The organism is Rossellomorea sp. GQ25 (assembly GCF_059758515.1).
In genome coordinates this window covers 873937-887388 of sequence record NZ_JCAXEQ010000002.1, presented here as the reverse complement: position 1 = coordinate 887388, position 13452 = coordinate 873937, and the positions used below count along the sequence as shown (strand labels likewise).

The window sequence follows — 13452 nt, the reverse complement described above, 5'->3', positions numbered from 1 at the left end:
TGATAAATTGGTAAGAACTGAGAAACCATAGGAGAAAGACTATTTTGAATTTAGGTGAACTCTCAACGATGAAACAAGCAAAAGACATTGCCTTGAAAATTTCCGTCACCTACGTATTATTAGGCATCCTGTGGATTATATTATCAGACTATTTTTCCATGATCATCGCTCATGAAAAGCTCAGCATGTATATTTATTTTCAGCGCTATAAAGGCTGGTTATTTACACTAGTAACAGGTATGATCATTTTTTTATTGGTTTATCGGAGAACCAGTGAATTAATAATCTCGAATGAAAAGTTGAAGAAAAAAGAGAGACAGCTTCAGATAAGGAATCAGCATTATCATTCTCTATTTGAACAAAATCCGGATGCAGTCTTAGAGCTTAGCCTGGATGGCAATGTGGTATCTGTGAACTCTGAAGCTGAAGGATTGCTGGAATCAACTCATGAAGAGTTGAAAGAAGTGAAATTCAGTAAATTTTTGGATGAAGTCGAGATGAAAAGGGTAACGGAGTACTTTTTCCAAACCTTCAAAGGCTGGGCGTCAACCTTTGAAACGACCATTCATTTAGCCAATAACAACCGGAAAATACTTCGCTGTTCACTTGTACCGATTATTGTTAATCAAAAAGTGACGGGAATGTTTGCCATTGCAAGAGATATCACACTTCACCGGAAAAATGAAGAAATGGTGATCGCATCCGAAAAGCTTTCTGTCATTGGCCAGCTAGCTGCGGCTGTTGCACATGAAATCCGCAATCCCCTTACTTCCCTTAAAGGATTCATCCAACTTATGCAAATCAGTAATCGAATCAACCATGATCATTTGGATATCATGCTCTCTGAAGTCGACCGGATTGACTTGATCTCAGGGGAGATGCTGATTCTGGGTAAACAGCAGGAGTTCGACCTTCGTCATGAAAAACTGGATGATATCCTGAAACAAGTACTGGTGCTGATGGAAGCACAGGCTCATCTTGATAATGTATCCATTCAATATAAAAACCTGGCGGAAAAGCCTTTGTATGTATTGGGTGAAGGAAATCAACTCAAACAGGTGTTCATTAACATTATTAAAAATGCAGTTGAATCCATACCTGATCACAAGGATGGAATCGTTTCGATTACATTGGTCACTCGAGGAGATGACGCCCATGTTGTAGTGGCGGATAACGGAGTAGGTATGGAACCGGAGAGAATCGGCCACCTTGGAGAACCCTTCTATTCAACGAAAGAAAAAGGAACGGGTTTGGGACTGGCCATCTGTCAAAAGATCATTGAACGACATAAAGGATATATACACTTTCAAAGTGAAAAAGAAAAAGGAACCGCAGTGGAAATCAGCTTGCCAATCGTGGACGAAGAGATTCCTGCTGCCTCTGCCGATTAAGAAAGGACTAATAGCATGAACTCAATTCCAACTATTATCAATACCCCATCAATCCAAAAAAACTGGGAAGAATCAGGATTCACTTCTTTAACTCCTGTTCAGGAGAGTGTGGTACCTCTCATCATGGAAGGGAAAGATGTTGTTTGTGAATCGCCGACTGGAACAGGGAAAACGTTGGCGTATCTCCTTCCAATCATCCAAGCCATTGATCCATCAAGAAAACAGGCTCAAGCTGTGATACTTGCTCCATCAAGAGAGCTTGTCATGCAAATCCACCAGGAAATCCAGAAATGGGCGAAGGGAACCGACGTCACAAGTGCTGCCTTCATAGGAGGAGCAAACATTAAAAAGCAAGTCGAGAAGCTTAAGAAAAAACCACATATTGTAGTGGGAACAACGGGTCGCTTGATCGAACTGATGAAAATGAAAAAATTGAAGATGCATGAAGTGAAAACCATCGTCGTCGATGAGTTCGACTTAATGATCTCATCAGAACATATCCGTGAAGTGAAGGATATCATCAAAGCCACCTTAAAAGAGCGTCAGGTTCTATTCTTCTCGGCCACTTTGTCAGACGAAACCGAGAACGTAGCAGAATCCCTATTGCAAAACCATGAAATCGTCAAAATGGAAGCGAACCTTGATAACCCGAAAGTGGATCATGTGTATGTATACAGCGAGCTGCGGGACAAAATGGAAGCTCTAAGAAGCATCTCATATTTCAAAGGAATCAAGGCCCTTGTATTTTTTAATCAACTTGAAAAGCTCTCTGAAATAGAAGAAAAACTGAAGTATAAGGGAGTCGAACTGGAAGTACTGGCAGGGGAATCAAACAAGATGGAGCGCAAGCAATCACTGGACCGCTTCCGTTCAGGAAAAGTGTCCATGCTTCTGACAACAGACGTCGCAGCACGTGGTCTTGATATCACAGACGTCACACACGTTGTCCATTACGACTTCCCAAGCGATACGAAACAGTACATTCACCGCTCAGGGAGAACCGGGCGCATGGGGGCGGAAGGAACCGTCATCTGCCTCGTATCTAAACGCGAACTGAGCTTCCTCGAGAAACTTAGCAAAGAACTCAATCTCCCATTCCAAGAAAAAACCATTCGAGGCGGGGGACTTCAAGCACCGGAACAAAAATAAGATGAATAGGTAGAGGTCCGTCCCCAGGTTTTGAGGGACGGACCTCTGTTTTTTGATGACAAAAGTACGCTTGATGTGAGATTTTTATTAACATTAAGTCAAACTGTAGTGTATGATTGGGTTTGGGTCATCTTGGTTGTAATTATTAGCCTGTTATAAGCAGGAATTCAAATATATGGACCGGAATTCATGAGTTATGAACCGATTTCTATGACATATGAACCGAAATTCCAATTTATGAACCAAAATTCAAATATATGAACCTTTTGTCGAAAAATCTTTATAACACCACCATCTACCCATCCAAAATTTTAACCCTATCCCCCATACACGACGTTACCATCCATCATTGTCATCCAAACACCAGTCTCCAGGATTTCTTCTGTTTTCCCTTCAAAGAGATTACGATCCAAGACAACTAAATCAGCTTTCTTTCCAACTTCGATTGTTCCTAAGTCGTGTTCTCTAAAGTTACCGTAAGCAGGGGATTTCGTGTAATGCATCAGGGCATGTGCCATTGAAATTTTCTCGTTAGGATTCCATCCTCCATGTGGGGTGCCGTCTTCGTGTTTACGTGTAACCGCCCGGTAAAGACCAAGCATGGGATTCAGGTCCACAATCGGAAAGTCCGTTCCGAACGCGATACGGGCCCTATGATTCTGCAAGGACCCAATCGGCCAAGTGAATCGAGCCCTTCCCGGACCCAGCCTGTCTAAATAGGCATGCGTATCCATGGACCCTGATGTCAGGTGTTCAGGCTGAATGGATGCAATGACGCCTAAGTTCTCAAACCGATCGAAGTCACTTGGATCGCAAACTTCAATATGCTCGATTGTATGGCGGGAATCCCGCATGCCATTTACACTCTGGGCATGCTCATACAAATCCAGGCCCAACCGGACCGCTGCGTCTCCACATGCGTGTAGGCGAATCCTGAAACCTTCCCGGTCAGCATCATCAATCCATTCTTGGTACACATGAGGATCATAGATGGTGCCGCCTGTTTCAGAAGGACGGTCAAAGTAAGGCTGAAGTAAAAAGCCGGTATAGGTGAGGGGGACACCATCCAGGAACTGCTTCAAGCCGGAAAATTGAAGCTTATCGGATTGATACTTTTCCCTGAATTGAATACCACGCTCAAGGTTTCCGTCCAAAACATCCAAAAAATGAATTCTCGTCGTCAGCGTTCCTTTTTCCTCAAAGGTCCTATAAAAAGCTGGATCCCCTAAGGTATATCCGGGGAGAGGAAGCATATCAGAAACAGAGGTTATACCGTAGGATGAAGTCTTTGCCAGCATCCCGTTCATCAGCCTGTTTTTCACTTTTTCATCAAACGAAAAAGCTTCTATTACATACTGAACAGCCGTCTCATACAAAAAGCCGGTCGGCTCCCCCTGCTCGTCTTTTTCAATCTTTCCAAAAGGAGGCTCGGGTGTATCACGGTGAATCCCTAATTTCTGAAGGGCAGCTGTATTCAGCCAAGCGCTATGAGCTTCTTCATTCAGAAGCACAACAGGACGGTGTGGAATGTACTGATCCAGAGAGTGACGGGAGGGAAGAGTCTGACCAGGCCAGCGTACGTGATGCCAGCCGAATCCAAGTACCCATTGATCGTTCGGGTGGTCTTTTGCATATTGCGCAACCATTTTCGCTGTTGCATCTTCTGAATACCCGAATGTCAGCTGACAGAACCCCTCAAACATTGCCCCTAAAAACAAATGAAGATGAAAGTCGTGAAATCCTGCCGTCACCAGGCGGTTTCCGACATCCCATGTTTCTGTAGACGGTCCTATAAAGCTTACCATCTCTGAGAGGGGACCAACTCCAATAATACTGTCATCCCGAACAGCCACGAACCCATCAAAAGGGGTTAAAGCATTTCCGGTAAATATGGCTTTACTTATAATGATTTTATGAGCTTTATGATCCAACATCGCTTCTCCAATCCTTTTCATCTTATTAAATCGATTGTAACCAGAATAAGGAAAGAATACAAACCAACGTTTCTAATCACGAGTATAAGATTTTATGAGAATTTCAATTTTCAAGAAGGCATTAAAAAATACAATGTTGAATAGTAAAAGAGAACAAGAAGAAAAGGAGAATGATTATGCTGACAAGAACCTTCCCGGTGCTTGAAACAGAAAGATTCCGCTTAAGGAAGATGGAAGAGGGAGATGCTCCCCAAGTATTTGACTATTTTTCAAAAGAGGAAGTCACTCGATATTATGATTTAGAATCTTTTCAAGAAGAAAAACAAGCTATTGAAATCATCAACAGATGGAACGGGAGATTTCAGGGGAATGAAGGGATCAGATGGGGGATTGCTTTAAAAGAGACAGACGAAATCATTGGAAGCTGCGGTTTTCATCAGTGGGAAAAAGAACACTTTAAAGCCGAAGTGGGATTTGAGGTTCACCCAACGTATTGGAGGCAGGGAGTTATGACCGAGGTGTTAAGACCGATCATGCAGTACGGGTTTGAAGAAATGTCCCTTAATAGAATAGAAGCTTTTTATGATCCGGAGAACAAGGCTTCAAAGAAATGCCTTGAAAAAGCAGGGTTTATGTTCGAAGGAGTATTGAGAAAAGCGGCATATGAAAAGGGTATCTTTTGTGATGCAGCTGTTTGTTCCCTGTTAAAAGAAGAGTTTTAAACAAAATTTAAGACGCTGCTTATGCCTATATCACATAAACAGCGCCTTAACTTAAGTAAACCTTATTCAATTAACTTTACTATCCTTTCTTACTAATACACATACTTAACATTCTTTTGAATTAATGGTATTGCATGTATTATTTAGTTTATTTTCTCTTGCCGCTGATTTTCCCACACGCCCACATGTTACGAAGATAGTTTTCACGGGCTATCTTCTTGCGTACCATGATGTTAGCATGCTTCGCTTACACTCTTCATTGGAATCATCTCCTGAAATAAGATTGCGCATTCCCGCATATCCACACATCTTGAAATCAGTTTTCACGGGCCGATCTCAAAAGCGAGATGTGATGCTGACATGCTTTGCTAGCTTACTTCATTGGAATCACGCCTTCCTTTAAAGTTTGTGTGTTTGTTAATCATTTATTAATTATATATTAACAAATTATAAAATTAATGCAAATGTTCAGAATAATCAATATAATGCGGTTTGGGCTATTTTTTACGATAAAATAGTCGGTTATCTCACTTTATCTCAATCTTTCTTATTATTTGATTAAAAGGAAAGTGCTGTTGCTCTGTTTAATTAGTTAAGGTGCTTGATTGTAAGGGAATTCGCTTCCTTTCGGCTGACGAGCGGGCAAGCCTCCTCACTTCGCTGCGGGGTCTTTCCCAGCCCGTTTTTCCGCAGGAGTCTCGCAAATTCCCTTACAATCTTCAAGAGCTAAAGGTGAACAGAGCTACAAGAATGTAAAGTATTAGGAAATGACATTTAAAGCAAGGTTAAGTTAAAGCTTATTAGTAATTTTTACACTAAGTTGATTGGAGCGGAAGGCACTCGACTCCTGCAGGAATAGCGAGACTGGTGAGACCCCACTGGCGCAAGGCGCCAAGGAGGCTCACCGCCCGCCCCGCGGAAAGCGATTGCCTGGAGCGGAAATCAACTACTACTCGCTATTTAGCAACAAAGTTTATGAAATTAGTAAAATTAGAGCCATTAATATAATCTTCTATTAAGATAATTCATTTCCAAGTCAAACTCCCGGTTCACGAGGAGTTCCATTTCCTCAAGATGGTGTGTTTCCACCACAGGATCAAGGTGGGACCAGTGAACTTTATTGACGAAGTAATAGTTTCTGATCTTCCTGAGGATGACAAGGGAGTGGGGGAAAAGATCAAATTCTGCTTTTATGCTGTTGAAGCGGGTAAAGCCCCATTTTGTTAGATTCATCATTTATCACCTAATGTTCTATTACCTTTTCTATCAATATGTTAATCCTCAGGGGGCATATCCGATTTAAACAAACGTTTGATTAGTCTTTCAAAACATTTATTCTACTAGGGTTCAAGGGATTAAACAATCGTTTAACAGTATTTATATATCTAGTAGTCTATCCCTATCATCCTGAGATTGTCATTGCTATTCACAAAGGGCTCTTGTTATGATGAGAAGGTTATGAATCGTAAAGAAAAGCTAGGAGAATGAGCTTTGAATAAAGTATTAACCAACTATTCTATTTATCCATATGAAGCGGAAAAGAAGGAAATCCCGGTAGCGCCACTCCATAAAGGGGAAACGACGAAACAACTGATATCCTCCCATGAAGAGGATTCTTTTTTCTTTCGGACGATGGAGGAAGCAGGCATTCATTTGAATGCTTCTCAGATAGAGGCTGTGCGCCATGTGAAGGGACCGTGCTTAACCCTGGCTGGTGCAGGTACTGGAAAGACGACGGTCCTCGTTTGCCGGGCAGGCTACTTGATGACCGTGAAGAATATTGAGCCGAGGAATATTTTACTGGTGACATTTACAAAGAAAGCGGCGGAAGAAATGAAGCAGAGGATTTCAAGTCTGCCGGGGACGGAAGCTGGCGGACAGGTTCATGCCAGCACGTTTCATGCCCTGTTTCTTTATTTATTAAGATCCCGTCATTACACACAAGAAGTTATCGGGAACGAGCGCTATAAACAAATTATCTTGAAGCAAATTCAGAGAGAAATGAAGATATATGACCCTTATGATGCGGAGACGCTCCTCGCAAAACTCTCTCATTATAAGTTGAACCAAAAAGATATCAGGGATCTTCCACAGAAATCCAAATCAGAAAAAGAAGTGCGTGATATTCTCTTAAAATATGAAGAGTGGAAGCGAATGAATCATAAAATGGATTTCGATGATATTTTGACAGAGGCATATCAATTATTATTGGGGAACCCTAACCTCTTGACCTCTCTTCAGCATCGTTTCCAGTACGTGATGGTAGATGAATTCCAGGATACGAATCTTGTACAATATGAGCTTATGAAGTTGATTGCCGCTCATCGAAACTTGTTCGTAGTAGGGGATGATGACCAAACGATCTACACCTTTAACGGCGCCAGAAACGAATTTATTTTGGGTTTTGATGAAGAGTTCCCGGATGCAAGGGTTGTAACTTTGAAAGAGAACTACCGATCTGATGCCTATATCATCGGGTTGGGCAATAAAGTGATCGGACAGAATGAACACCGTCGTGTTAAAGAACTCATCGCCACTAAGGTGGAAGGACAAAAGCCGCTTTATTCAAGACCGGCAACAGCAGATGAAGAGGCGGTTTGGATCACAGAAGAAATCCGTCGGTTAATAGGAGAAGGCTATACGTACGGGGATATGACGATTCTTCACCGCACCATGAGCAGCGGGCGGGCAGTCTTTGAGCAACTGCTATTAAAGGAGATTCCTTTCACGCCTTATAATCAAAAGGATTCCCTCTTCTATGAAAACTGGACGGTGAAACCGGTGGTGGATTACTTGCGGTTATCGATTGTTCCAAGGAATTTTTCAGCCATGGAATCACTACTGCCGACTCTTTTTATAAGAAGGGACCGGGGGATGGCTCATATTCTGGAGGAAGATCGTAAAGAGAGAAAGAAATATCCTCTCATCCATTTAACGACATTATCAGGATTGAAGAAGTTTCAGGTGAAGAATATAAAAGAACGGATGAAATTTCTAAAGTCGATCGGAGACCAGTCACCGGAAGCTGCTATCAAACGGATCAGGAAAGAGTTCTATCATCAATATATTGATGCCCAGGAATCACATGTGGTAACAGAACAGAAGGAACTTATTAAAGAAATGCTGGACGAGCTTGAAGGATCGGCGAAGCGCTTTGATACGATTTCGAGTTTTATTACCTTTATTGATGAGATGAAAGCAAAGTATGAGGAAATCTATTCAAATCAGAGTCAAAAGAAGAACACAAACAGCGTATCGTTAATGACGATTCACCGTTCCAAAGGGTTGGAGTTCCCCGTCGTGTTTTTAATTGGCGCCATTGAAGGAAACCTTCCCCACAGCTCAGCACTGAATGCCAATAAGCTTGAAGATAAGGTATACAAAGATCCGAAACAAAAAGAAAAGACTTTGGGTGCAGTAGAGGAAGAAAGACGGCTCGCGTATGTAGCCATCACGAGGGCAAAAGAGAAATTGTTTATTTCTTCTCCTGCCTATTATCAAGGTGAACAGCGGAAATGCTCCCGTTTTATTGCAGACTTATTTACGAATACTCCCCACACGGATCAGCCGAAAATAAATAAAAAGGCGAGGAGTGGGAAGGTGAGTAAGATCTTGGCCTGGGTTTGCACAAATACCAAGTGCATTGCCTGGCAGAGACCGGAAACCCATGAGGATACGGAATCCAAGGTTTGTCCCCTATGCTCAAGTTCAATGAAACTGGGTGAAAAGGAAATCACTGAATAAAAAGAGCCCGAACGTCCTGGAAGAGAGGATGCCCGGGCTTTTTGCCTTGATGATCGACCGCCTTCTTAAAGATATCAACCGTTATACGGATTTATCGACCTTTATAGAAAGATATCAACCTTTATTAAGATTTATCAACCGTTCTTTCATTTTATCAACCGTATTTTCAAGATATCGACCGTTCTGCAATAAACGACAATTTTCGCAGCGGTCTTTAATACAAACCATCATTGTGAAAAATGATCATGATCATGAGAGTCAATTTTTTTCGAATCATTTGAATCCAAAGCTTGTCTTAAGAAATAAATAAGAATACCCAAAATCATTCCCAGCATCACGATTAAACCCAAAGTGATTGTGATTCCCATTGTGCCGCCTCCTTTTTAAATTAGCTATGGTCCCATTTTCACCATTTTAAACATCTATATCGTTAGTCTATGAATAGGAGGAGGGAATATATGCGATTGAAAACAATTTATAGGCGGGGAAATTCAGTAAAAAGGAACTATTTTCTAAATATGCTCACAATTATAGAACGTACGTTCGTTTTTTATGTTAAAATAAGTGTACGGTGTACATAGCTGGGTGGGCAAGAGGCAGCTCCCTTAAGATGGGAGGTGATGAGCGGGAATGATCGAAACGGCAGACGTACTGCAATTGATGATTGCCTTTGGTACCTTAACAGTAGCAATAATCGCAGTCACGCAACAAAAAAAGAAGTAACCCACCCACTATGACAACTGCAAAGGAAAGGTTACTTCTATCTTATTAAAGGATAAAATTGCTCACGGCAATGTATACTGTCAGAGTTCTGGTGGCAGCCAGGACTCTGTATTTAATGAATGAACTTTTCTATTATATTATACAAAATGAAGGGAAAACCTGTAAAGGAATCTTATCATGTTCGATCCATTAAAATGGCTCGGACGGGAGATCCATCTCCTTCTTTAAGAGGGAGGGGAAGGGCCACCAATTCATATCGTCCAGGCTCTACGTGGTCAAGGACAATCCCTTCCAATATTCCGATGTCATGTTGCCGTAATAAATGGTGAGCAGTCAGCTCCTTACTATCCAATGGATCCACTGAAGGAAGATCCACTCCAATCAGGTCCACGCCTTTTTCCTTCAAAAAAGGTGCGAGTTCTTTCGCAATGGGTGGAATGCGTTCGGGAAACTGCTCAGGATTCTTCCAGGCATGAGTCTTGAAAAGTACCTTCTTAACGCCTGAAAAGTCGACCTCCTCCATTAGTTCACTTCTTATTTCTGAAGCATTTTCCATCGATACAACGATGGCCGGTCCCATAAACCTCTCTAATGGCAGGTCCAATATTCTCTTTCCATCTTTATCAAAGTGGAAGGGGGCATCGACGTGTGTTCCAGTATGAGAACTCATGGTAAGCTGACCTACATTCACGGATCCCGTTTCCTCCTTCGTCCAATTCAATGAGAAAGAAAAGGGAGTGTCCCCTGGCCAAACAGGAGTATCATTGTGCAACGGGCGGGAAATATCAATGATCTTCAAACGGTTTCATCCTTTCTAATCAAAAAGAAGTTACGCTACAACATTCCGCGTATTTTCAAACTTTTTATATTCTTCCTTGTCCATGATGGTTTTCAAAATTTGGATAGTCTCCCACACATCTTCATATGAAGAATAGAGAGCCACGGGAGCCAGTCGAATCACATTTGGTGAACGGAAGTCAGGTGTGACTTTGTTCACCTTTAAGGATTTACAAATTCTTGCCGCCTCTTCATGCTTTAAACTAATGTGCCCACCTCTCTGATCATCTTCAAGTGGGTTACAGATTGTAAACCCATACTGTGAAAGTTCTTGTTGAAATAGATCCATCATAAATCGTGTAAGAGAAAGGGATTTTCTTCTCAGATTCTCAATGCCGGCTTCTTCAAATAACTCCAGCGAGCCAAGTAAAGGAGCACTGCTTAATATATGCGGGGTCCCAATTTGGAAGGCACCTGCAGACTCTGCATGGGTCAACGTATGATCCATATCAAACTGCTTATCCTTGCGGGAGCTGAACCATCCGGAAAGACCAGGTTTTTTCCCTTTATGTCTGTTATGAACAAATAATCCACCTACACCACCCGGGCCGCTATTTAAATATTTGTAATTGCACCATACAGCAAAGTCTACTCCGTCATCATGTAATTGATGAGGAAGAGCTCCAATCGAATGGGCCAAATCGAATCCAATCACAATGCCACGTTTATGGGCTTCGTTCGTCAAGCGCTTAATATCCAGGAGCTGTCCGCTTCGATAGAGAACGGAGGGTAATAGAATCATAGCAATATCATTCGTCATCTTCCCGATGATGTCCTCTTCTCTTAATGTGTATCCGTCTCTGCTTATTACCTGAATCAGATGTTCATCAGGGGTGTAGCCTTTTAACTCCAGCTGACTTTGGATCGCGTAAATATCCGACGGGAAAGTCAATTCATCTGCTAAGATTTTGGTGCGTTTTCCCTCAGGTTGGTAGAATGTGGCGAGTAACTGATGAAGGTTCGTCGTAATGGAACCCGTCACAATCACTTCTTCCTTTTCTGCTCCAACTAAAGGGGCCGTCATTTCACCAAGCTTCTCAGAATAATAGAACCAGGGCTCCTGCCCATCCATCCAGCCATCGATCCCATGTTCCTTCCAATCTTCCAATGACGTAAGTAACGACTTCTCTGCCCGTTTAGATAATAAGCCTAAGGAGTTCCCATCCATATAATAGTGACTTTTCTTTAAGTAAAATTCATTCCGGAAATGGGCCAATGAGTCCTGCCTGTCCAGTTCCTGGGCGTGTTCCAACGTCAACTTCTCTCCATGTTTCATCCTTATCCCACCTTAAACAGTCTTACCAAAATGATAATCGAAATGATTTGAATAGTAAAATAATTTCTCAACCTATTATAGTAAAAAGTATTTATTTATGAATAAATTATTCAAAAATGTATAAAAAGTCAAAAAACTTTGGTATAAATGAATTAATATAAAATTAATCAGGATAATTATTCATTATTGAATAATTTCAAGACTTGCAAAGGGGATGCTGTCTGTGACTGAAATGAAAAAAAGTTGGAATGAAAATGAAGCGATTCTTCATTCGCTGCAAGATGATATTTTAGTAACCAATACAGATGGGATTATCTTGAAAGTAAGTGACGCAACCGGAGACATATATAACGTGAACTCGGCAGAAATGGTAGGGAAATCTGTATATGATCTGGAAAAAGCAGGCGTTTTTTCTCCAATATTAACTCCGATTGTTCTAAAGGAAAAGAAAAAAATAACGTTGGTCCAGACGAGTAAAGAAGGTAAGAAACTGCTTGTTACAGGGATCCCGGTATTCAATGAAACGGGTGAACTAGTGAGAATCGTAAGCTATTCCCATGATGTAACGGAATTATTGAATATGAAAAAGTATTTAACGGAAATGGAAGATGAGATGGAGAGGGTGAAAAGCGAACTTGAAATCCTAAGGAGCCGTCATTACTATTCGGAAGGGATCATTGCCTCAAGTGATGAGATGAAAAAGGTGTTACAGGTTGCCCTGCAAGTAGCAGAAGTCGATGTGAACGTCCTACTGCTAGGGGAATCCGGTGTCGGTAAGTCCCATATCGCGAAATTCATACATAACAAAAGTCAGCGAAAAGGCGGCCCGTTCATTGAGGTCAACTGTGGAGCGATACCAGACTCGTTATTTGAAGCAGAGTTCTTTGGCTATGAACCCGGATCTTTTACGGGAGCGGACCGCAAAGGAAAGATAGGATTAGCAGAACTCGCTGAAGGCGGTACCCTTTTTTTGGATGAAATAGGGGAGTTATCTCTATCGAACCAGGTCAAAATTCTAAAGTTCATCCAGGAGAAACAATTTTATCGCGTAGGCGGTACGAAGCAAAGGAAGGTTGACTTCCGGGTTCTGGCAGCTACGAACAAGGATTTAGAGGCGGCTGTAGAGGAGAAAGAATTCAGGAGGGATTTATTCTTCCGTTTGAATGTGGTCCCTATTACGATTCCTCCATTGAGAGAGCGAACATCAGACATTATTACGATGATCGATTACTTTGTAAACCATTTTTGTGAAAAATATCATCGCCAAAGAGAGTTAGATGAAGGGGTTGTTCATCAGTTGTTGATTCAAGACTGGAAAGGGAATGTCAGAGAGATAATGAATTTAATTGAAAGGCTGATTGTAACATCTTCTAAGCCATTAATTGAAATGGAAAACCTGCCTGGTCCATACATAAAGCATAGTGCTGATATTTCAGGATTTGAGCACAATGGTCAATCATTAAAAGACATTCTTGAATCAGTCGAAGAACAAGTATTAAAGAATGCGAGGGAGAAGCATAAGACTACTACCCAAATGGCTCAAAACTTAGGAATTAGTCAACCTTCAATAGTCAGAAAACTTAAAAAATACAAAATTAAATAAAATATTGGCATGGAACTTGCAGGTAGAAAGGTGAAAAGAACTGAAAGGTGGAGAAGGGGGATATTAATACGAC

Annotated in this window: 11 protein-coding genes; 6 read left to right on the top strand and 5 right to left on the bottom strand. The window is 41.5% G+C overall.

The genetic code is table 11. The features are described from left to right. The first annotated feature begins 44 nt into the window (after positions 1-44). Complete coding sequence (locus AC6CIB_RS10195) at positions 45-1391, top strand: ATP-binding protein (protein ID WP_498280231.1); 1347 nt, start codon at positions 45-47, stop codon at positions 1389-1391. A 15-nt stretch (positions 1392-1406) separates the two neighbouring features. Next, complete coding sequence (locus AC6CIB_RS10190; RefSeq protein ID WP_498280229.1) at positions 1407-2540, top strand: DEAD/DEAH box helicase; 1134 nt, start codon at positions 1407-1409, stop codon at positions 2538-2540. Between the two features lie 317 nt (positions 2541-2857). On the opposite strand, the gene AC6CIB_RS10185 is transcribed toward AC6CIB_RS10190, so the two are convergent. Then, positions 2858-4474: an amidohydrolase gene (locus AC6CIB_RS10185; protein WP_498280227.1), complete on the bottom strand. Its 1617-nt coding sequence runs from the start codon at positions 4472-4474 to the stop codon at positions 2858-2860. 176 nt (positions 4475-4650) lie between these two features. On the opposite strand from AC6CIB_RS10185, the gene AC6CIB_RS10180 reads away from it, so the two are divergent. Beyond that, entirely contained in the window at positions 4651-5196 is a 546-nt protein-coding gene (locus AC6CIB_RS10180) for a GNAT family N-acetyltransferase (protein ID WP_498280225.1), read from the top strand. Positions 5197-6195: 999 nt separating this feature from the next. Here the strand turns inward: AC6CIB_RS10180 and AC6CIB_RS10175 are convergent. Further along, positions 6196-6429 (bottom strand): protein YuzH, encoded by a 234-nt coding sequence (locus AC6CIB_RS10175; protein WP_498280223.1) that lies wholly within the window; start codon positions 6427-6429, stop codon positions 6196-6198. A gap of 258 nt (positions 6430-6687) precedes the next feature. Here AC6CIB_RS10175 and AC6CIB_RS10170 point away from each other — a divergent pair, with 258 nt between their 5' ends. Next, positions 6688-8940 (top strand): UvrD-helicase domain-containing protein, encoded by a 2253-nt coding sequence (locus tag AC6CIB_RS10170; protein ID WP_498280221.1) that lies wholly within the window; start codon positions 6688-6690, stop codon positions 8938-8940. A gap of 227 nt (positions 8941-9167) precedes the next feature. On the opposite strand, the gene AC6CIB_RS10165 is transcribed toward AC6CIB_RS10170, so the two are convergent. Beyond that, positions 9168-9308 carry a hypothetical protein gene (locus tag AC6CIB_RS10165; protein ID WP_187443189.1) on the bottom strand — a complete coding sequence of 47 codons (141 nt, stop codon included), beginning with the start codon at positions 9306-9308 and terminating at the stop codon, positions 9168-9170. A 262-nt stretch (positions 9309-9570) separates the two neighbouring features. On the opposite strand from AC6CIB_RS10165, the gene AC6CIB_RS10160 reads away from it, so the two are divergent. Then, the gene (locus AC6CIB_RS10160; protein ID WP_220154057.1) at positions 9571-9663 is read left to right on the top strand and encodes a putative holin-like toxin; all 93 of its coding nucleotides are present in this window, start codon (positions 9571-9573) and stop codon (positions 9661-9663) included. Positions 9664-9838: 175 nt separating this feature from the next. On the opposite strand, the gene kynB is transcribed toward AC6CIB_RS10160, so the two are convergent. Continuing rightward, positions 9839-10462 carry an arylformamidase gene (kynB, locus tag AC6CIB_RS10155; protein ID WP_498280219.1) on the bottom strand — a complete coding sequence of 208 codons (624 nt, stop codon included), beginning with the start codon at positions 10460-10462 and terminating at the stop codon, positions 9839-9841. Positions 10463-10492: 30 nt separating this feature from the next. Next, positions 10493-11776 (bottom strand): kynureninase, encoded by a 1284-nt coding sequence (gene kynU, locus AC6CIB_RS10150; protein WP_498280217.1) that lies wholly within the window; start codon positions 11774-11776, stop codon positions 10493-10495. A gap of 232 nt (positions 11777-12008) precedes the next feature. Here kynU and AC6CIB_RS10145 point away from each other — a divergent pair, with 232 nt between their 5' ends. After that, on the top strand, positions 12009-13379 hold the full coding sequence (locus tag AC6CIB_RS10145) for a sigma-54 interaction domain-containing protein (RefSeq protein WP_498280565.1): 1371 nt from the start codon (positions 12009-12011) through the stop codon (positions 13377-13379). Positions 13380-13452: the final 73 nt, after the last annotated feature.

Bases quoted from the DNA above. Each gene is read 5' to 3' on its own strand.
- AC6CIB_RS10145 (WP_498280565.1), top strand. From the start codon at position 12,009: ATGAAAAAAAGTTGGAATGAAAATGAAGCGATTCTTCATTCGCTGCAA.
- AC6CIB_RS10175 (WP_498280223.1), bottom strand. From the start codon at position 6,429: ATGAATCTAACAAAATGGGGCTTTACCCGCTTCAACAGCATAAAAGCA.
- AC6CIB_RS10180 (WP_498280225.1), top strand. From the start codon at position 4,651: ATGCTGACAAGAACCTTCCCGGTGCTTGAAACAGAAAGATTCCGCTTA.
- kynU (WP_498280217.1), bottom strand. From the start codon at position 11,776: ATGAAACATGGAGAGAAGTTGACGTTGGAACACGCCCAGGAACTGGAC.
- AC6CIB_RS10190 (WP_498280229.1), top strand. From the start codon at position 1,407: ATGAACTCAATTCCAACTATTATCAATACCCCATCAATCCAAAAAAAC.
- AC6CIB_RS10185 (WP_498280227.1), bottom strand. From the start codon at position 4,474: ATGTTGGATCATAAAGCTCATAAAATCATTATAAGTAAAGCCATATTT.
- AC6CIB_RS10160 (WP_220154057.1), top strand. From the start codon at position 9,571: ATGATCGAAACGGCAGACGTACTGCAATTGATGATTGCCTTTGGTACC.
- AC6CIB_RS10165 (WP_187443189.1), bottom strand. From the start codon at position 9,308: ATGGGAATCACAATCACTTTGGGTTTAATCGTGATGCTGGGAATGATT.